Annotated in this window: 14 protein-coding genes and 1 tRNA gene; 2 read left to right on the plus strand and 13 right to left on the minus strand. The window is 37.1% G+C overall.

Annotated features, from left to right (window positions below; translation table 11 throughout):
* Positions 1-5: 5 nt before the first annotated feature.
* From CSC80_RS17620 to CSC80_RS17645, 6 genes are all read right to left on the minus strand, one after another.
* Positions 6-4391 (minus strand): CusA/CzcA family heavy metal efflux RND transporter, encoded by a 4386-nt coding sequence (locus CSC80_RS17620; protein ID WP_099193252.1) that lies wholly within the window; start codon positions 4389-4391, stop codon positions 6-8.
* Positions 4392-4484: 93 nt separating this feature from the next.
* On the minus strand, positions 4485-4880 hold the full coding sequence (locus tag CSC80_RS17625) for a hypothetical protein (protein WP_236973430.1): 396 nt from the start codon (positions 4878-4880) through the stop codon (positions 4485-4487).
* A 224-nt stretch (positions 4881-5104) separates the two neighbouring features.
* A complete protein-coding gene (locus tag CSC80_RS17630; protein ID WP_099193253.1) occupies positions 5105-6259 on the minus strand; it encodes a glycoside hydrolase family 5 protein in 1155 nt (384 codons plus the stop codon).
* Between the two features lie 493 nt (positions 6260-6752).
* A tRNA-Pro gene (locus CSC80_RS17635) sits at positions 6753-6826 on the minus strand.
* Positions 6827-6993: 167 nt separating this feature from the next.
* On the minus strand, positions 6994-7923 hold the full coding sequence (locus tag CSC80_RS17640; RefSeq protein ID WP_099193254.1) for an alpha/beta hydrolase: 930 nt from the start codon (positions 7921-7923) through the stop codon (positions 6994-6996).
* Complete coding sequence (locus tag CSC80_RS17645) at positions 7913-8650, minus strand: M15 family metallopeptidase (protein ID WP_236973431.1); 738 nt, start codon at positions 8648-8650, stop codon at positions 7913-7915. The genes CSC80_RS17640 and CSC80_RS17645 overlap by 11 nt, the downstream gene beginning before the upstream one ends.
* 102 nt (positions 8651-8752) lie before the next feature.
* On the opposite strand from CSC80_RS17645, the gene CSC80_RS17650 reads away from it, so the two are divergent.
* A complete protein-coding gene (locus CSC80_RS17650) occupies positions 8753-10525 on the plus strand; it encodes an arylsulfatase (protein ID WP_099193255.1) in 1773 nt (590 codons plus the stop codon).
* A gap of 90 nt (positions 10526-10615) precedes the next feature.
* Here CSC80_RS17650 and CSC80_RS17655 read toward each other — a convergent pair whose 3' ends face one another.
* The 4 genes from CSC80_RS17655 to CSC80_RS17670 all read right to left on the minus strand — a co-directional run bounded on the left by CSC80_RS17655 (position 10616) and on the right by CSC80_RS17670 (position 15407).
* Positions 10616-11437 (minus strand): sugar phosphate isomerase/epimerase, encoded by an 822-nt coding sequence (locus CSC80_RS17655; RefSeq protein ID WP_099193256.1) that lies wholly within the window; start codon positions 11435-11437, stop codon positions 10616-10618.
* Between the two features lie 11 nt (positions 11438-11448).
* Positions 11449-12171 (minus strand): gluconate 2-dehydrogenase subunit 3 family protein, encoded by a 723-nt coding sequence (locus CSC80_RS17660; protein ID WP_058105523.1) that lies wholly within the window; start codon positions 12169-12171, stop codon positions 11449-11451.
* A gap of 4 nt (positions 12172-12175) precedes the next feature.
* Complete coding sequence (locus tag CSC80_RS17665; protein ID WP_058105506.1) at positions 12176-13897, minus strand: GMC family oxidoreductase; 1722 nt, start codon at positions 13895-13897, stop codon at positions 12176-12178.
* Between the two features lie 118 nt (positions 13898-14015).
* On the minus strand, positions 14016-15407 hold the full coding sequence (locus CSC80_RS17670) for a sialate O-acetylesterase (RefSeq protein WP_099193257.1): 1392 nt from the start codon (positions 15405-15407) through the stop codon (positions 14016-14018).
* Positions 15408-15548: 141 nt separating this feature from the next.
* On the opposite strand from CSC80_RS17670, the gene CSC80_RS17675 reads away from it, so the two are divergent.
* Positions 15549-16922 (plus strand): Gfo/Idh/MocA family oxidoreductase, encoded by a 1374-nt coding sequence (locus CSC80_RS17675; RefSeq protein ID WP_099193258.1) that lies wholly within the window; start codon positions 15549-15551, stop codon positions 16920-16922.
* 2 nt (positions 16923-16924) lie between these two features.
* On the opposite strand, the gene CSC80_RS17680 is transcribed toward CSC80_RS17675, so the two are convergent.
* The 3 genes from CSC80_RS17680 to CSC80_RS17690 all read right to left on the minus strand — a co-directional run bounded on the left by CSC80_RS17680 (position 16925) and on the right by CSC80_RS17690 (position 20915).
* Positions 16925-17941 (minus strand): LacI family DNA-binding transcriptional regulator, encoded by a 1017-nt coding sequence (locus CSC80_RS17680; RefSeq protein WP_071339803.1) that lies wholly within the window; start codon positions 17939-17941, stop codon positions 16925-16927.
* A 159-nt stretch (positions 17942-18100) separates the two neighbouring features.
* Entirely contained in the window at positions 18101-19426 is a 1326-nt protein-coding gene (xylA, locus tag CSC80_RS17685) for a xylose isomerase (protein WP_099193259.1), read from the minus strand.
* 1 nt (position 19427) lies between these two features.
* Positions 19428-20915: an FGGY family carbohydrate kinase gene (locus CSC80_RS17690; protein WP_099193260.1), complete on the minus strand. Its 1488-nt coding sequence runs from the start codon at positions 20913-20915 to the stop codon at positions 19428-19430.
* Between the last annotated feature and the right edge of the window lie 77 nt (positions 20916-20992).

The raw sequence follows: 20992 nt of genomic DNA on the forward strand, positions 1-20992 counted from the left end.
GTTTTTTAATTATTAACTATCAGTTTTTCAATGTTTATCAATGTTTGATTATAGTGATTGATATAATCTAGATACTTGCTTTGTATAGCTAAAGCTCTGTTAATTCCTTGTATGTATTCTATATATTCAATGGCTCCTTCTTGAAATCCTCGCTGTGAGCTTTTCAATAACAACTCAGCTTGAGGTAATGCATTAAGTTGATAATAACTTAAATTACCTTGATCTTTCTTTAATGTTTCCAAGGCTGCTTCTAATTGTGATTTAGTATAATTTGTAACTGCTTCCAATTGTGTTTCGCTTTCCATTTTTTGGATTTTAGCAGCTTCAATCTTTGAGGTGTGCGATTTAAAAAATATAGGAAAACTTAACCCCAATTGCACCCCCGTAAAACGGTCTGCTGCATCAAACACCATTGGCATACCATTTTCCGTATCTCCATTTCCAATAAAGGATTGATTAAAATAGCCTAAGGTAATATCAGGTAGCATTCTTGCCGATTGTACTGTACGTTCTCTTTCTGCAACTTCCACTTTTGATTCATAAAATGCGACCAAAGGATTATTTGATACAGATAAACTATCATTTAATGCTTCTGAAAACAAGGATGAAACAATCTCTAATTTTCCAACATTAATATCGATAAGACTGTCCGATTGCATCAAATTCTGCAACCGTAATTGGTAGTTTTTGATTTCAGAAACGTTATTTTTTAAACCAATTTTTATATCTGCTACTTCTGCATTGGCAGTTGCTTGTTCTAAGGCATTACTTTCACCTGTTTTAAAACGCAGATTTGCTGCATACTGGAATTTTTCATAAATACTATCTTGTTGCTGTAATAAGCTATGCTTATTTTTTAGGTACCACAATTGATAATAGACGGATTTTATTTGAGCTATCAATTCGTTTTTCACGACCTCTTCATTAAGCTCGATCGATGTTATTTTGGCTTTTGATAATTTTTTCTGATTCCCATACAACGTTGGAAATGCAAAGGTTTGACTTATATTAAAACGCGTATCATTGTCTGCTATACTATTGGTTTGACCATATTCAACACCAAACTCCGTTTTTGGAATATCATAACTCGCTCCTTTCAAGGCTTGCTCTTTCTGTGTTTGCAATTTGGATATTCTAATATTTGGGTTGTTCTTTAGTGTCATTTCAATAACTGCATTAAGATTGTCAAACGTTTTCACATTTTGGGTTGTTTGCGCATTTAAAGAAACCACACTTGCAAAAAAGATAAAAAGCAGTGAAATCACCGTTTTATCAGTTTTCAGTTTGATTGTTTTTTCTGAATAATAATAGAGAATGGGCAATACGATAAGTGTTAAAAAAGTGGCCGTAATTAAACCCCCAATTACTACTGTTGCCAAGGGACGTTGCACTTCAGCTCCAGAAGTCTGGGAAATTGCCATGGGCAAAAACCCTAAAGATGCTACAGCAGCTGTCATTATCACAGGGCGTAAGCGTGTTTTTGCACCTTGATAAATACGTTCAAAAATATCTGAAACGCCTTCCTTTTTAAGACGATTAAATTCCGCTATTAAAACAATTCCGTTTAATACGGCTACCCCAAACAAGGCAATAAACCCTACTCCTGCCGAAATACTAAATGGTAAACCACGCAGCCAAAGTGCAAAAACACCTCCAATAGCAGATGATGGAATAGCAGTGAAAATAAGAACACCTTGCTTAATAGAACCAAAAGTGAAATACAACAAAATGAAAATAAGCAATAACGCCATTGGTACAGCAATGGACAAGCGTTGTCTTGCTTCAACCAAATTTTCAAATTGTCCACCATAGCTCACACTATAACCAGGTGCAAAATTAATCTGACTCTCGATTTTTTTACTGATTTCATCTACAACACTTTCAACATCGCGATTTCGAACATTAAATGCTGTGATGATTCTTCTGCGAGTATCATCACGTTGTATTTGGTAGGGACCATCTATAATGGAAACTTTCGCAACTTGCTGCAACGGTATCTGTTGCCCCTTAGTGCCATTGATGTATAAATTTTGGACATTGGAAAGAGAAGTTCTTTGGTCGCCTTCCAAACGTACAACCAAATCAAATTGCTTTTCCCCTTCATAAACCAACCCAGATGATGCACCAGCAAACGCTGCTTGAATGGTATTATTCACAGATTTTATATCCAAACCATATTTTGCCAGTTGCCCTCGGTCATAACCAATTACTATTTGTGGTATGCCTGTAACTTCTTCAATGTAAACATCTACTGCGCCATCTACTGTACCAGCTATTTTACCAATTTGGTTGGCATAATAGGATAATTGGTCTAAATCTTCTCCATAAATTTTAACAGCTACATCTTGACGTACACCCGTCATCAACTCATTAAAACGCATTTGTATGGGTTGCTGAAAACCGAAAGTAACGCCTGGAATCACCTCTAAAGCTTCAGCCATTTTATTGGCCAACGCTTCTCTGTTTGAAGCTGATGTCCATTCCGATTTGTCTTTGAGAATAATCATTAAATCTGCAGCTTCAACAGGCATGGGGTCTGTTGGAATTTCACCCGAACCAATTTTAGAAACAACCTGTAAAACTTCAGGAAAATTATCCAATAATATTTTTTCTGCCTTTGTGGTTGCCTTTATCGTATTGTTTAATGAACTTCCGGTCATGACTCTGGTTTCAACCGCAAAATCGCCTTCTTCGAGGGTTGGTATAAACTCACCACCCAAACTCCTGAATACCATAAAAGCAATAACAAAAAGTGTAATAGTAATTCCAAGAACAATAATTCGAATTTGCATCGCCCCCTTTAGGATAGGTTGGTAAATACGGTATAAGAAACCCATTATCCTATCAGAAATATTTTTTTTGTGTACTGTGTTTTTACTTAACACCAATGCAGATACCATAGGAATGTAGGTCAAGGATAATATAAAAGCACCCAAAATGGCAAAACTTACGGTTTGCGCCATGGGGCCGAACATTTTTCCTTCGGTGCCAACCAATGCTAAAATTGGCAAGTACACAATAAGAATGATAATTTCTCCAAAAGCTGCCGAATTTCTAATTTTACTGGCAGATTCGTAGACCTCTTCATCCATTTCTTTCTGTGTAAGCTTTCTCGTAAGTTTTAGAGTCCCTAAATGGAACAAAGTGGCTTCTACAATAATAACAGCGCCATCTACAATCAACCCAAAATCTATGGCTCCAAGGCTCATTAGGTTTGCCGAAACACCAAAAAGGTGCATCATACTAAAGGCAAATAATAAAGCCAATGGTATAACGGATGCCGTTATCAATCCCGCGCGCCAATTCCCCAATAACAGCAACAAAATGAAAATTACAATGAGTGCACCTTCAACAAGGTTTGTGGTCACCGTTCCAATAGCACTATTCACCAATTTCGTCCTGTCTAAAAAAGGTTCAATAACAACACCATCTGGTAAGGTTTTACTTATAATTTCAATTTTATCTTTAACATCAGTTATGACTTGTGCAGAATTTGCTCCTTTCAACATCATTACAATGGCACTTACCACTTCACCTTCACCATTACGAGTTGTTGCACCATATCGAATGGCAGAGCCTATTTGCACTTTCGCAACATCATTAACCAGAATAGGGATTCCATTTTCTGTTTGTTTGATAAGAATATTTTCAATATCGTTAACAGAACCAACCAACCCTTCACTTCTAATAAATAACGCTTTATCATTTTTTTCGATGTAGGCACCTCCGGTATTTTGATTGTTATTTTCCAAGGCATAAAAAATTTCGGAAATAGAAACCTGCATTGCATTCAAACGTTCTGGACGAATGGCTATTTCATATTGTTTTAAATAGCCACCAAAACTACTTACATCAGCAACACCTTTGGTTCCTAAAAGTTGTCTTTTAATAACCCAGTCTTGGATGGTACGCAATTGAATGGCATCGTATTTATCTTCATAACCCGGTTTTGTAGTGACAACATATTGGTATATTTCACCCAGACCAGTTGTTAAAGGTGCAATACCCGGTTTGCCTATGCCTTCGGGTATTTGAGATTGTGCTTCTGCAAGACGTTCACTTACCTGCTGCCGAGCCCAGTACACATCAACATCTTCTTCAAAAACAATAGTGACAACCGACAAACCGAACCGAGAAAATGAACGAATTTCATCAATCTGTGGGATGGTTGCCATGGTAATTTCAATGGGGAAGGTTATTAAGCGTTCCACCTCTTGTGCGGCAAGGGTTGGCGAATTGGTAATAACTTGGACTTGATTATTGGTAATATCTGGCACAGCATCTACAGGAAGTTGATTTAAGGAATATATTCCTGTAATTATTAATGCCAATGTGAGTAGCCCTATAACCAATTTATGGGTTATAGAGTACCTAATAATTTTATTAAGCATATAAAAGTATTGTTAAATTTAAAATAAGGAAGTGGCTATATACTAGTTTATTATACAGCTGTAAATATTATTATCTGCATTTGCAGATTTTTATTAAATTCTGGGAGGTTGGAAAAGCGATTCCAGAAATCTTGAATTGAAATTTACTTTATATAAGCTAAATTGTTTTACTTCTTCAAACTTTAACCTATTTGTTGTAACTATATTTTCATTTGCAACAAATAGAACTAACGGATGACAACATTGATGATGTGAGTGCACTGGTATATCATCATTATCTTTATCATTATGATGCGTTTCGTTTTTCACATCATTATCCAAATAATCTTCCACTACATACTCAATAAATGAGTCACCATAAATCTTATGCTCTTGAAAATGATTTATAATGCTTGAAATTTCTTTGATAGGTCCACAAAAGTCCATATCTAAGCTAATTCCTTGAAAAAGGAATAAAAAGGACATAGATATAGAAAAAAGTGTTTTCATAATTTTTACAAAACTACAAATTGATTAATGCAACTGTTGTGCAAACATAAGAATCATCCGCAGACATTTTCCTTTTTCTGAATTGACGGGCATTTAACCTTTCCATAAGGACAATAAGCACAACAATACCCTTCCTTAGGCTTTAGCAATACTTAATAATTTTCACACTTATAGAAAAACTGGCATGTTGTTGTGGGCATTTTCCCTATTACTTTTTATTTGTATCACTTCGTAGCATCAACAATAACATCTGCAATTTCCGGATAGACCCATTCTAATGTATTTCTATTGAAGATACCAAATTCACTGGCATTACCATTATCCCACCAAATGGGACAAATACCGCGTTCTGCGCATAGGTTTGCATAATATTCGGCATGAGCCAAACGGTCACTCTCATTATTAGAAAAAGTAGATCCCCATTCACCCATAACCACTGCCCTACCTTCTCTTTCAAACTTAGCTTGAATTATATTAAATTCTTCGGTTAACTGCGCCTTATCTTCATCTGTACCCCATGTTGGATCAGTTCCTGCAAGACTGAATAAATAAGGAGAATAACTATGAATAGATACAATAATATTTTCATCATCATAGGGTATTACATAATCTTCTAGAACATTTGCACCGGTTCCAGCTGCATAGGTTGAAACCATAATTTTTCGAACAGCGTTATTACCTCCAGTTGCTCTAATTGCATCTACACTTACCTGATGATATTGGTTGACAACATCTCGCCCTTCTGCGGTACCACCTTCCCATTCTTCGGGAGATCCTTCATGACGGGGCTCATTCAATGTTTCAAGAATTACATAATCTCCATAAGGTTTGAATTTATTAGCTATCTGTGTCCATATTTTTATCAACCTATCTTTTACAGAAGGGGCATTCTCATAGGTAGGCACAATCCACTCATCATCATGATGAATATTTATGATGACGTACATATTATTACCTAGAGCAAAATTTGCAATTTCTTCTACGCTATTTAACCAATCTGGCTCTATCAAATAATCTGGTGCTGCACCGGTATGAAATCTCCAAGTAACCGGTAATCTTAATGTTTTAAATCCTTTTGCAGCGATCTCATCTATCATAGCCTGTGTGGTCAAAGGATTTCCCCACGCTGTTACGTCTACATCCTCAGTATCTAAAGTATTGCCTAAATTCCAACCAGAACCCATGTCCAACACAAATTCTTTTGGCGATATATCTCGCATAATTCCGTTGATGGATTCTTCTTGTACTATATTTTCTTCGGGTGTTTCAACGGTATCTGTAGTTTCAGCTGAGCTTTCTTTGACTTGACTTTCTGAAGAAGAGCATCCAATTAAAAAAGTAATGTTTAAAACAATAAAAAAGAAGATAGATTTTTTCATTAATGGCTACTTTTCTAGAAATAAATGGATATAGATTTTACATAAACATAATTCGTTTACATAAAATGGAATATAAGCAATTAGGAAATAAAATGCTATTCACGCCAGATACACAATTATCAAAATCCATGTAACACAACGGATTTGTATAACCCGCATGAAACCTTGTTGCAAATAACAAAAGTAAAGCTATCGCTTTTTCATTTTTTGTTCCCAACCGCTTTCATAAATAGATATAAAGGATTTAGATAATCCTTATGAACCCTCATTGCAAATAACAAAAGAAAAGCTATCGCTTTTTCATTTTTTGTTCCCAACCACTTTCATAAATAGATATAAAGGATTTAGATAATCCTTATGAACCCTCGTTGCAAATAACAAAAGAAAAGCTATCGCTTTTTCATTTTTTGTTCCCAACCGCTTTCATAAGCTTTGCTTATGACGCTTTTGGAAACAAAAAATGAACTGCAAAACAGTTCATTTTCTTATTCAGTCGGGATGACAGGATTTGAACCTGCGACCACTCGACCCCCAGCCGAGTGCGCTACCGGACTGCGCTACATCCCGAAAATTTAAAGGAAGAATATCTTCCTGAATTCATATAGTTTTTCAGCTACTTGAGATGAACTGTAGTGCAGTTTATCCTGAGCGTAGTCGAAGGGCTACATCCCGTAACCTCAATGACAATTGCTATCATTGAAATTCAGTTTGCAAAAATATAAAAGTAATTCGGTTTATAAACTATTAATCCAATCTATTAGATTAATTGGCCATTTTCTTAAAATAGGATTATCTTGGGCCAGTCCAAAACCATGTCCGCCTTTTTCAAAAAGATACAATTCGCTCTTTGCAGTAGCCTTTACATTAAACATCGTATGAAAATATTCACTGTTGGCTACAGGTACCACTTCATCGTCCATTGCATGTACCAAATATGTTGGTGGTGTTTCTGAATTGATATGAAATTGACTGGAATATTCCTGTATCATTTTTTCAGAAGGCTCTTTTCCTAACAGATTATTCCTGGATCCTAAATGAGTTTCTTGACCCATAGTTATTACCGGATACATAAGTACCATGAAATCTGGTCTTGCACTTTCTTTATCTATTTCATCAATTGGTTCATAAACACTGTTATTGTATTTGGTACCTAGAGTTGATGCCAAATGGCCACCTGCGGAAAAACCTATAATGCCTATTTCATTTTTATTTATACCCCATTCTCCTGCCCTACTTCTGACCATTTTAATAGCTCTTTGGGCATCTATTAACGGCACATTATGTTTATCTGTTTGCGTTTCGTCCGAGGGCAATCTATATTTTACTACAATACCGGCTAAACCTCTATCGGCTAAAAACTGGGCTACATCGGTTCCTTCCCAATCATAAGCTAAAATACCATATCCGCCACCGGGAAAAATCAACACCGCTTTACCATTAGCTTTAGCCTTCTCTGGCAAGAATACTTCTAATGTTGGCTTTTGAACCTTACTTATTCTTAAGATATCACGCTGTTCGTGTACTTCTTCTATATTAGTTTCTTTTTGATTTGGAATGTTATCTTTTGGCCAAAGATCAATAGTCCGTTCCATAGTTGTACAACCAACTAAATGCAGTGAGATTAGTAGTGAAGCGACTTTAATTACAATGCTATTATATTTCATTACAATCCCATTTAAAATTTGCTATTGGGTCATTTGAAGCTCCTTGTAAATTATAATGCCACCACTCCGTTCGGGTAGACCAAAAACCATATTTCTCCATGGTTTCCTTTAGCAACTTTCTATTATCCAAAATCTCTTGCGGCAAGTCAAAATTATCATGGTAGGCGCGTTTTCCAAAAAAATCAAAATCCGTTGGCATTTTAACCTCTTCCCCTTCCAGGGTTACCAATGTTATATCTACGGCCCCACCTTTATTATGAATAGAACCTTTTACCGGATTGGCTACATATTGCGGATTAGGGACTATTTTCCACATTTTATATTGTACGGAATTAGGTCTATAGCAATCGTAGAATTTTATTTTTACACCATGTTTTTTAAACTCCTCATTTGCCTTTAGCAAAGCCTTCACCGTTTTAGCCCTAGTGTAACATTCGCCACAATCATACACCTTTTCTTTTAAAAAATTATTTTTGGTAGCGTAACGTAGGTCATAGGCAAAGCCATCGCTATAGTCTGCTAAACGCACAAATGTAGTATCTGCTACACCCTCCAGACTTTTGAATACTGGTTTTTGTATCTTAGGTTCTACGATAGTATCCAATACGATATCATCTATTTCTTCCTTAATGGCAGCTGTATTTTCTTTCTTATTCTCTTCTTTACAACTTACCATAAACATAAGTAATGCCAATAAAGACAGACCTAAAACTCTATTCTTAAACATGTTTATTTTATTTGTGTTTGAAGATACAGATTTTTGACAAAGGTGCTTTATCTTTAAAATAGTTTCAATGTATAATGACCGACCATCAATTAAAATCAATCTATGGCAAAGAATCTACTTGTAATTTTTATCATTATTTTGAACGTTTCTTGTGGTAAGTTATCACGTAACGAGCCAACGGTTAAAAAACCGAACATTATTCTTTTCTTAGCCGATGATCAAGGTTGGGGAGATTTAAGCAGTAGCGGAAATAACAACCTAAGCACACCAAATATTGATGCTTTAAAGACCAATGGAGCAACATTCAATAACTTTTATGTGCAGCCCGTTTGTTCTCCTACCAGAGCAGAAATATTAACGGGCAGGTATTTTACCCGTACGGGTGTTTACGAAACTTCTTCTGGTGGTGAGCGTATTAATATGAACGAAACTACGATTGCCGAAATACTGAAAAAAGCAGATTACCATACTGCTGCTTTTGGAAAATGGCATAACGGCATGCAACCGCCATACCATCCAAATAGCAAAGGGTTTGATGAATATTACGGTTTTGCATCTGGTCATTGGGGCAATTATTTTAGTCCTATGTTGGAACAAAACGGTGCGTTGGTAAAGGGTAACGGTTTTCTGGTGGATGATTTAACCGATAAAGGATTGGAGTTTATTGAAAACAACAAAGCAAAACCCTTTTTTCTGTACCTACCATACAATACACCGCATAGCCCTATGCAAGTGCCCGATGAATTTTGGAACAAAATGAAAAACAAGTCTTTAAATTTCTTATCCGATACAAACGATGATGAAGACCTGCAGTTTACCAAGGCCGCTTTGGCCATGGTAGAAAATATTGATTATAATGTTGGAAGGATTACCGATAAAATCAAAAAACTGAATCTTGAAGACAACACCATCATTATTTACCTATCGGATAACGGTCCTAACGCCTACCGTTGGAACGGAAACATGAAAGGTAAAAAAGGAAGTGTTGACGAAGGTGGTGTTCGCACCCCTTTTTATATTCAATGGACCAAACATATTCCAAAAGGACTGGAACTCGATGAAATTGCCGGTGGTATTGATATCTTACCTACATTATGTGGTTTACTTTCTATACCTTATTCAACAGAATTTCCTGTAGATGGTGAAGATTTAAGCGCTTTACTATTGGGAAATAAATTTGAAAGTAGGGATCGATTTCTTTTTAACCATTGGAACGGAAAAACAAGTGTTAGAAGTCAAAAATATAGACTAGATAATGAAAATAGACTTTATGATATTACTGTTGACAGAGCGCAAAAAAATGATATATCCAATGAGAACCCAAATCTGGCCAACAAATTTCTAGAAGCTAAACGTAAGTGGGAAAACGAAACCATAACTACCACCAAACAGAATGATGATCGCGCTTTTACCTTAGGTTATCCAAAAGCCATATATACTCAACTACCAGCTAGAGATGGTGAAGCCCAAGGTACCATAGAGCGCAGCAACCGCTGGCCAAATGATTCTTTTTTCACCAATTGGAATTCTATAAACGACTCTATTACTTGGAACGTTGATGTATTGGAAGAAGGTAATTTCCAGGTTGAAATGTACTATACATGTCCACCAAAAGATTTGGGTTCAATTGTAGAACTAAGTTTTGGTGATAGTAAGATCACGGCTAAAATAATAGAAGCTTTTGATTCTCCTCTTGTTGGTAAGGAACATGATCGTGTATTAAGAATGGAGTCCTATGTAAAGGAATTTAAACCCTTGAATCTAGGTATAATTACATTACCTAAAGGCAAAGGAACTTTGACTCTTAAAGCTCTGGAAATGCCAAATAAAGGAGTAGCCGATTTTAGGTTATTACAGTTTAAAAAATTGGACTAAACTTTAAATATTAGAATCAAGTTAAAGCATATAAAAAAACCTCCTATTTATTTGAAAATAGAAGGTTTTGCATTCAAGTTGGTAGTTGGTTTACTTTAAACTTTTTAAATATTCTAAACTTTTTGGTACTTGAGTAACAACATTAGAAGATTCATCTTCTATAAACATATATTCAATACCTAATTTTTTAGCTTCGGCAACTACACCTGCAATGTCTATTTGCCCTGTGCCCAAAACAACATTAGTATCATCTTCTTCATGCCCGGTATTATTACCCTTGATACCTTTCTCCATATCTTTAAGATGTAAGAGTGTAAATTTCTTAGGGTATTTCTTCATCAATTCCAACGGGTCCGCACCTCCGTGCTGTGCCCAAAAAACATCCAGCTCAAATGTAAAATCCGTTGCATTTTGTGCCATATAATCAAACAAAGTACCTCTCTTATATTTTCTAAATTCATAACCATGCGGATGATAGGCTAAAACCAATCCGTTTTGTTTCAGTACTTTACCGGATTTATTAAAAACTTCGGTAGCATGTTGGGTCTCTTTTAATTCCCAAGTGTTCCCCTCGTGAGGCACCCAAGCGCACATTACATATTTAGCACCAAAATCTTTAGCATTTTTAATGACTTTTTCAACATCGCTCTCCAAATCTTCAAATGTGGCACCAATACTTACCATATCTAAATTATTTTGGTCAAGTAATGCTTTAAAATCCTCTAACGGCATATCATAAGTATCACCGCCTTCAATCTTACCAATTCCCCATTCATTGATCAACCCTAAGGTATTGGACACATCCATCTTAAATTGATTTCTAAGACTGTACAACTGTATACCAACTTCTTGAGAGTGCGCTAAAAAACCACTACCCATAAGGATAGTGGCAATCACTATTTTTTTTATCATCTTACTACTATCTATGTAAGTAAATTTCCTTCATCATCCCATTCGGCAATGACGTTTCGTTTACTTTGGTCTACGCATTTTGCAATCCATTCCGGATCATAGGCAACGCCATGTTGATCAAGAACATCTTGCGGTACTCCATCCCACACATTAGGTGTATTCCCTTTATATCCTAAATCCGCAATACCCACTTTAGAGGTGTAATAACCAGTAACGGTCAACCCTCGCATGGTATAGAAAAACTGAATTTCCAATGGTTGCTCGCTTAAAGGCTTTTCCGTGTCATGCCAGCAAATTTCATCGCAGATCTGTTTTTTCTGCTCTAAAGTGGCCGACTTAAATTCCGTACCAAATTCTGTATTGCTCTTATGATCCAACCACATTAAGCCACCCAATAAAATAGGACCCATTTCTGGAATATCTTTACCCATAAATTCAACCAGATCAGGTACCTCTGCCTCTATTGGACCACCATGTGGTTCTTTTGGCGGTAAAATTACTACGCTTAAGGCTGCAATGGTTTCCATTTCATGATCATTGAACAATTGTTCCGCGTTTAATTTTTCTATGCGTTCTAGCTCTGCCGGGGTTCTACCAAAGTACTTTTCACTAGTGGTGGCTATAGTCTCATCTATAGTTTCCCCACTTTCTGTCTTACATGAATTGAAGACCAGACCGGTACCTGCTGCAGCACCTCCAAGTATTATAGTTTGTAAACTCTTTCTTCTATCCATCATTCTAAATATTTTGTGCCTTTAATTGCTCAATGATATAATCTGAAGCTCTCCATGAAAGCGCCATAATGGTCCAAGTACAGTTTTTATCCGCCTGAGAAACAAAAACTCCCGCATCTACGATAAATACATTATCTGCATCATGTAATTGTTGAAACTTATTGGTTACCGATGTCTTTGGATCATCGCCCATTCTTGTGGTACCAACTTCATGAATAATTTCACCTGGCTTATGAAGACCGTAATCTTGATCTTTACCAGGTTTTTCACCAAGGTAATGACCGCCCATGTTATGAATAATCTCTTCAAAAGTATCTTGCATATGCTTTGCCTGATTCTTTTCGTACTGAGACCATTTGTAGTTGAATTTTAAAACGGGAATACCGTATTCATCTACCGTAGTTGGGTCAATTTCACAATAGTTATCAATATTGGCCAAGCCTTCTCCACGGCCACCAAACCCAACAACTGATCCGTAATATTTCTTTACATCATCACGTAGGCTTTCTCCATAACCACCAGATTTTAACCCGAAGTATTTGTTCATAGCATTGGGATCCCAACCAAAACCATAGTTAGGTTGGCCCATACCACCCCAAACTTCAATATGGTATCCTCTTGGAAAATCAAGCTTAGAGTTGTCTCCCCACCAAGGTGAATACACATGCATACCCCCTACACCATCTTCGTTATATGAGGTTTTTCTGTTCATTAAGCCCGGTATAACACCTGCTGCACTAGCCCCGGTAGAATCATGTAAATATCTACCTACCAAGTTACTACTGTTACCCAAACCATTAGGGTGCTGCTTACTTTTTGAATTCAACAAAATTCGTGCAGAACTACATGCAGAAGCGGCCAAGACCACTACTTTACCTCTTAGTTTGTATTCTTTTCTATCTTCTTTATTGATATATGAAACACCGGTGGCCCTACCTTCTTCATTTGTAGTAACCTCACGTACCATGGAGTTTACGAACAATTTCACTTGACCACCGCTCTTCTGTGCCGGAAAAATTAAGCAACTACCCGCAGAGAAATCAGCATAAATTTGACATGACCTACCACATTGTCCACAATAGAAACAAACACCACGGTCATTATTAATTCTTTTGGTCAACATGGAAAGCCTACCTGGTATAACCGGTATGTTAGACTTCTTTGCCCCGTTGATATAAAATAATTCATGTAATCTTGGTTTCGGGGGAGGAAGAAAGAATCCGTCGGGATCATTTTCTCTACCTTCATTGGTGCCAAATACTCCAATTAATTTATCTAATTTATCATAATATGGCTTTACATCTTCATAGCCTATTGGCCAATCATCGCCATGGCCATCACGTGTTTTTCCTTTAAAATCCTTTGGTCCAAAACGTAAAGAAATACGCCCCCAGTGATTGGTTCTACCACCTAGCATTCTTGCACGCCACCATTTAAATTCAGTTCCTTCCGCATGTGTATATGGCTCTCCTTCAACTTCCCAATCTCCCCAAGACATATCCCATTCGCCAAAGGCACGGGTGGTTCCTGCCCCTCTTCTAGGTGAATCATATGGTTGTTTTAATTGCGTCATGGTTTTTGGATCTGCCGGGTCAAAAAACGGACCCGCCTCTACAACAGCTACATTTAAACCTGCATCTGCCAACTGCTTGGTAGCCATACCACCACCTGCTCCTGAACCTACTATGATCACATCAAAGAGTTCTGAGGATTCTTTTATCTGCATAATTTGAAATTAGTTATTGATTACAATTTAATTTTTAATAGAATAACGACCCCCGTTTTTAGCTGAATAACATTTGTAATTGGACGGACGGATATTTTTGAAGTACAATACTTCACTTTTAATCATTTAACTTCTCTGTATTAAATGTAGAAGCCGGTAAACCCTCACTATTGTACAAAGTGGCTATATCCGTACTCTTCCAGGCATACCTAACAGCTGTAGGTTTTCTAACCTCTTTGGCACTTACTAATACCGTTTTATTCTTCAACTTTGCCTTAGCTGGAAACCACTCTCCTTGGGCATTGGAAATTTCAAATAGCGTAATTTTTTTTCCTTTATTATACAAGCCATCGGCATGACTAAAATGAACTTCTACTTTATTTCCGTCAACTTTAAAATCCTTGTAAAGAGGTCCGTATATTTCTTTATCCTCCAAAAATCCATAATGCTCTTTAAGTGCTATGTTCGCTAGTCTTAACCCTACATCTTGCTTGTTTAACGGGTGAATATCTTCTATGGTGCAGATATCACTGGTCATGGCCATACCTGTTTTTTTCAGTCCCAATGTTCTTCTTTGTTGATCGCGTACCTCGCCCCCGGCAAATTCCTGCTCATATTTAAAAGGTGCTATTTGGGCATAATAAAAAGGAAAATCAATGTTCCAGGCATTTCGCCATGAAGTAATCATATTTGTAAAAAGCTTTTGGTAGCTTTCTGCATTCGCCGTATTAGATTCGCCCTGATACCAAATAGTACCACCTATCTTAAATTTGGTCAACGGGGCTATTAAACCATTATATAAAACAGATTTTTCAACGGTAACCCACTTGTTGGATGCTACTTTTTTATGCGCTTCCACTAAATCTGAATGTGCATCAAAAACAGATTTTGGGGTCCACACTTCCGCACTGGTGGCGCCCCATGCATTATCTATCAAACCTATGGGAATATTCATTTCTTTTTGAAGATTTCTAGCAAAGAAATAGGCAACCGCACTAAAATCCTGCATGGTTTCGGGAGTACAGGCAACCCATGTACCGCTTATCTCTTCCTGTGGATATGTAGATGTTCTTTTGTTCACTGAGAACAATCTAATATTGGGATAATTGGCATTGGCAATTTCCATGTCCTTATTTGCAATGTTACTGTTTGCACTCCACTCCATATTACTTTGCCCGGAACACAACCACACCTCACCGATCAAAACATCTTTCAATGTAATTTCATTGCTTTCACCCTTAAAGCTAATCTCATACGGGCCGCCTGCCTTTGGCGTATTTACACTGATTTCCCATTTTGCATCGTTGCCCGTTTTAACCTTTACAGTTTCATTGTTCCAACTTGTAAACACTGTGAACTCCTCATTTGGATTTGCCCATCCGTACAACAGCACACTGGTCTCTCTTTGTAAAACCATATGATCTGTAAAAATGCCATGTAAAGAAATTTCAGCTTTTACAAAAGATGTCGCCAAAATGCAAAACGCGAGTAGGTAATTTCGTAACTTCATTAGATGTATTATTAATTGATCTAAATATACCCAATTATAACAAACACTAACAAATTCATAAATTTTTAGTGTAATTTTCAATGAATTTTTTAAAATGGATGCTATTTTTACGAAGTTCTCAATGTTAAAATTCGCAAAATCATGTCTTCCACACCATCTTTAATAAAACGACGTAATTTTATTAAAGCTTCTTCGGCATCACTACTTTTTACTTCTATAAACCCGTATGGCTATGATTTTTTTGCCAATGAAAAACCTAAGAAAGTTGCACTAATTGGCACTGGATGGTATGGTACTGGTGATTTATTACGCCTTATTCAAGTAGCCAACGTTGAAATTACAGCCCTGTGCGATGTAGATGAACATCAACTAAATACCGCTTCACAATTAGTTGCCGAACGGCAAAAAAACGGTAAAAAACCACAATTGTATGCCGATTACAGAACCATGTTGCAAGAAAAAAAATTAGACATTGTCCTTATTGGAACACCCGATCATTGGCATGCCTTAACTTGTATTGAAGCTCTTATACATGGTGCCCATGTTTATGTTCAAAAACCTATTAGTGTTGATGTAATAGAGGGCGAAGCCATGGTTGCAGCAGCTAGAAAATACAATAAAGTAGTACAAGTGGGCACTCAACGAAAAAGCACACCTCATCTTGTAGATGCTAAAAATAAAATTATAAACAACGGACTTTTAGGTACTGTCGGACATGTAGATATGTGTTGTTATTATCATATGCGTGCCAATGGCAATCCACCAGAACAAAAAGTACCGGAATTCTTCGATTATGAAATGTGGACAGGTCCTGCCCCATTACGCCCTTATGATGGCTTACCTCACAAAAGATGGTGGCGTACGTTCAGGGAATATGGAAACGGAATTACCGGAGATATGTGTGTTCATATGCTTGATACCGTTCGTTGGATGCTAGACCTAGGATGGCCCAAAAGAATAAGTTCTCACGGAGGCATTTTTGTTGACAAGGACGGAAAATCAAATATATCCGACACCCAATCTGCCGTATTTGAATATGATGATCTTAATTGTAATTGGCAACATAGATCTTGGGGAAACCCAGATGATGCAGACTACCCTTGGGCATTCAAAATCTACGGATCAAAAGGTGTACTCAAGGGCGATGTAATGAAGGCTGAATTTGTACCTGTTGATGGTGGTGACACCATTAGGTTCAACGTGCTTTATGAAAAAGAAAAATACCCTGAAGATGTAACCGAAAAAGATATTGAATTACATGCCGCACCAGCCACCCGTAGACATATGATCGATTTTTTAAATGCCATTGAAAACAATACAAAACCTGTTGCAGATATTGAACAAGGGCATATCTCTTCCGCTAGTTGTATTTTGGCCAATTTGTCTATGGATCTAAAAAGGCCATTAACCTATGACCCAATAAGTAGGACGGTTTTAAATGATCCTGAAGCAACTGCGTTATTGCAAAGAGAATATCGCGGAGACTGGAAACACCCTCACCCAGAAACAGTTTAAGGCTATTGTAATTTTTTAGTGGAATCTCTTACCAGCAAACTGGTTTTCACCGTCTTGGTCTCGTAAGGCAACTCAGGATTTTTAATTCTGTTGATCAACAATTTAGCCGTTTGTTCACCAATGTACTTACCGTGCTGGCTAACCATGGTCAATGATGGTGTAACATACTTTGACAATTGTCCGTTCGTAAAACCTATTATTGAAATATCATTGGGCACGTTGTAGCCTCTTGCCTTTACAACTTCTAACACTTGTACCGCAATAAGCTCATCAATACCTATGATACCTTCAATTGTCTTATAATTCAACAAAAAAGACATCAACAGATCCAAATCATCTTTCACCGTTAGGTTAATTACCAATTTGGGATCGAAAGGAATTTCAAATTCCTGCAGTGCTTTTTTATAGCCCAGCAACCTTAATTTTCCGACACTGGAACTTGATATGGGATTTACTACCGCTATATTTTTACAGCCTATTTGCACCAAGTATTTGGTAATCTTGTAACCGGCTTCAAAATCATCTACCACAACCTTGTCACACTGCACATTATCTGACACTCGGTCAAAAAGAACTACGGGAATGTCGTTATTAATGATATCGGTGAGTGCATCATGTTTGTCTTCATTCTGACTCTCTTCTGCCAATGACATGATTACGCCATCTACTGTACCGGCATCAAAAAACTCCAAAGTTTTGGTCTCTTTTGCACTAGATTCATTACTAATACAACTAATGATATTATAACCGCTTTCATTAGCGACCTTTTCAATACCATACAGCACCTGAACAAAGAAGTAATTTAAAATATTGGGAACTACGACACCAATAGTTTTGGTGCTTTTATTCAATAAATTCAGTGCCAACCTATTAGGCTTATAGTGCTTTTCCTTTGCGTAGGCCTGTATTTTTTCCTTTAGGTCAATGCTGATCTCATGACTATCATTTATCGCTTTTGAAACGGTTGAGATAGACACCTTAAAATGTCCTGCAATATCCTTTAGGGTAACTTTTTTCATAACTTATTCTACAAAAGAACAGATTTAAATTGACATTTAAATTATTTGCAAAAAGCAAAATGCCCCAAGTTATAAAACTAGGGGCATTTCCTTTCAAATTAGCTTTTCAAAATCGGGCTAACAATCCTCTATTTTTCAGAGGAAATTGAACTAAGAAAACTATATGTATTGATTGATGATGTTCTCAAACAATTCTTGCTTACCACTCTGCAATTCTAACTCTCCGTTTTCACTGGCAATATTGTAAAGATCCTTCAAATCTAATTTACCGTTCTCGAAATCTTTACCCTTACCAGAGTCAAAAGAGCTGTATCTGTTTTCACGCAATTTGTTATATGAAGAGGAAGAAATAATCTTATCCGCAGTGATCAATGCTCTGGCAAAAGTATCTGCTCCGCCAATATGTGCATGGAACACATCCTCTAAATCGGTACTATTTCTTCTAATTTTAGCATCAAAATTGACACCTCCACCTTGTAAACCGCCTGCAGCTAAGAATACCAACATAGCTTCAGTAGTTTCCTGAATGTTGTTAGGGAACTGATCGGTATCCCAACCGTTTTGGTAATCTCCACGGTTAGCATCCATACTACCTAACATACCTGCTTTTGCGGCAACCGCAATTTCATGCTGAAAAGTATGCTGTGCCAACGTTGCATGGTTGACCTCAATGTTCATTTTAAAATCTTTATCCAAACCATATTCTTTTAAGAAACCAATTGCCGTAGCACAATCAAAATCATATTGATGCTTCATTGGCTCCATAGGTTTTGGCTCAATGAAGAAATTACCCTTAAAGCCTTGACTACGTGCATAATCTCTCGCCATGGTCAAGAATTGTCCCATATGATCTACCTCACGACCTAAATCTGTGTTCAATAAGGACATATAACCTTCTCTACCACCCCAGAATACATAATTTTCCCCTCCTAAAGCTATGGTAGCATCTAAAGCCAATTTAATTTGACCACCGGCTCTTGCCACAACGTTAAAATCTGGATTGGTAGCTGCACCGTTCATGTATCTTGGGTTTGAGAAACAATTGGCCGTACCCCAAAGCAATTTTTTCCCGGATTCCTTCTGTTTTTCTTTCAGGTACTCTGTAATTGTTGCCAATCTTTTTTCAGATTCAGCAAAGGTGGGTGCTTCTTGAATTAAATCGAAATCATGAAAACAGTAGTAATCGAATCCTATTTTATCGAAGAATTCAAATGCAGCATCTGCCTTATCTTTAGCCGCTTGTACCGCATCAGATGATTTATCCCATTCAAAACTCTGCGTACCAGGTCCAAATGGGTCTGATCCTTGACCACAGAAGGTATGCCAATATGCCGTGGAGAACTTAAAGTGCTCACGCATGGTCTTACCCGCTATAACTTGTTCTGGGTTGTAATATTTAAATGCCAACGGATTATCGGATTCTTTTCCTTCAAACTTAATTTTGTCTATACCTTTAAAGTATTCTTTGTTTGCCATTATGTTGATTTTATAAGTTGTTCAATATTAATTCCAATTCATTTTTCCAGGTGGCATACGCGTTTTTATATGCCGTTTTATCTTCTTTTGGACTAAAGGTCATTACATAATCATTATCCAAAACCGTTTTACCAAAAGCTTTAAAATCTCCTTTATGCAGATTGGCCGCCCTTGCAGCACCGATCGCCCCAGTGGTATTATAAATTTCAATATCATAACCAATTAAAGTGGCTACCGTAGTTGAAAAGATTTCTGAACGAAATAGGTTATCGTTCCCGGCGCGCATTACATTTACTTTTATTCCGTCAGATTCCATAATTTCCATACCGTAAACAAAAGAAAAGGCAATACCTTCCAATGCTGCACGGCATAAGTGCCCTTTACCGTGATTGTTCAGGTTTAGGTTGATGATCCTAGTACCCACTTCCTTACTTTCCAGCATTCTTTCTGCCCCGTTACCAAAGGGAATCATGGATACCCCATCGCACCCGATCGGCACTTCGTTGGCCAGTATATTCATTTCTTCGTAAGAGGAGACATTTAAATTATTAAGTAACCACCGGTACTGTATTCCTGCTCCGTTGATACAAAGTAATTTTCCTATTCTAGCGGGTTTTCCAGGAGAATAGTTTACATGTGCAAAATTGTTTACTCTTGAGCTTTCTTTTACAGAAAGATTATCTGTCACTGCATATACAACACCAGATGTACCGCCCGTTGCCGCTACTTCACCCGGATTAAATACATTTAGCGTCAAAGCGTTATTGGGTTGGTCTCCTGCACGATAAAGAATTGGCGTACCTATTTGTAGCCCACTTTCAGATGCACCTTTTTCATTTACTTTAGATTGTACAGAAAAGGTATCCACAATATCTGGAATCATCTCTTTTTCCAGTCCGTAATGATCAAGTAGAATTTCTGCTATGGCATCACTTTTAAAATCCCAGAATATACCTTCTGACAAGCCGGAAACTGTAGTATTTACCACACCAGATAACTTATAGGCGATAAAATCGCCCGGAAGCATCATTTTATAGATTTGCGCATAGATATCGGGCTCATTTTCCTTTACCCATTTTAATTTAGAAGCCGTAAAGTTAGATGGCGAGTTCAGTAGATGCGAATTACAGGTATTGGCCCCCATTTCTTCATATGCATGTTGACCTATACCCACTGCCCTACTATCGCACCATATAATAGATTTTCTAAGTGGATTCCCTTCTTTATCAATAAGCACTAGACCGTGCATTTGATAGGATATACCGATACCCGATATATCTGATTTTTCAATTTTTTCTTGTGTACATAGTTTGTCAATGCCGCTACAAACATAACGCCACCAATCTAATGGACTTTGTTCTGCCCAACCATTTTTTACAGCCTCCATAGACATTTCTGTCTCTGGTTCAGTAACTACCCCAACGCTCTTTCCCGTTGAAGCATTTACCAAGGCTATCTTAATAGATGAGCTTCCTATATCTAATCCTAAATGGTACATAAATAGTATAAATTGGTTTGCTGTAATAAGTTAAACCAAAAATAAGTACTATCCTTAGCAATAGATATTTAGGCTAC

Source organism: Maribacter sp. 6B07 (assembly GCF_002700155.1).
Lineage (GTDB): Bacteria > Bacteroidota > Bacteroidia > Flavobacteriales > Flavobacteriaceae > Maribacter > Maribacter dokdonensis.

Bases quoted from the DNA above. Each gene is read 5' to 3' on its own strand.
- CSC80_RS17620 (WP_099193252.1), bottom strand. From the start codon at position 4,391: ATGCTTAATAAAATTATTAGGTACTCTATAACCCATAAATTGGTTATA.
- CSC80_RS17625 (WP_236973430.1), bottom strand. From the start codon at position 4,880: ATGAAAACACTTTTTTCTATATCTATGTCCTTTTTATTCCTTTTTCAA.
- CSC80_RS17630 (WP_099193253.1), bottom strand. From the start codon at position 6,259: ATGAAAAAATCTATCTTCTTTTTTATTGTTTTAAACATTACTTTTTTA.
- CSC80_RS17640 (WP_099193254.1), bottom strand. From the start codon at position 7,923: ATGAAATATAATAGCATTGTAATTAAAGTCGCTTCACTACTAATCTCA.
- CSC80_RS17645 (WP_236973431.1), bottom strand. From the start codon at position 8,650: ATGTTTAAGAATAGAGTTTTAGGTCTGTCTTTATTGGCATTACTTATG.
- CSC80_RS17650 (WP_099193255.1), top strand. From the start codon at position 8,753: ATGGCAAAGAATCTACTTGTAATTTTTATCATTATTTTGAACGTTTCT.
- CSC80_RS17655 (WP_099193256.1), bottom strand. From the start codon at position 11,437: ATGATAAAAAAAATAGTGATTGCCACTATCCTTATGGGTAGTGGTTTT.
- CSC80_RS17660 (WP_058105523.1), bottom strand. From the start codon at position 12,171: ATGGATAGAAGAAAGAGTTTACAAACTATAATACTTGGAGGTGCTGCA.
- CSC80_RS17665 (WP_058105506.1), bottom strand. From the start codon at position 13,897: ATGCAGATAAAAGAATCCTCAGAACTCTTTGATGTGATCATAGTAGGT.
- CSC80_RS17670 (WP_099193257.1), bottom strand. From the start codon at position 15,407: ATGAAGTTACGAAATTACCTACTCGCGTTTTGCATTTTGGCGACATCT.
- CSC80_RS17675 (WP_099193258.1), top strand. From the start codon at position 15,549: ATGTCTTCCACACCATCTTTAATAAAACGACGTAATTTTATTAAAGCT.
- CSC80_RS17680 (WP_071339803.1), bottom strand. From the start codon at position 17,941: ATGAAAAAAGTTACCCTAAAGGATATTGCAGGACATTTTAAGGTGTCT.
- CSC80_RS17690 (WP_099193260.1), bottom strand. From the start codon at position 20,915: ATGTACCATTTAGGATTAGATATAGGAAGCTCATCTATTAAGATAGCC.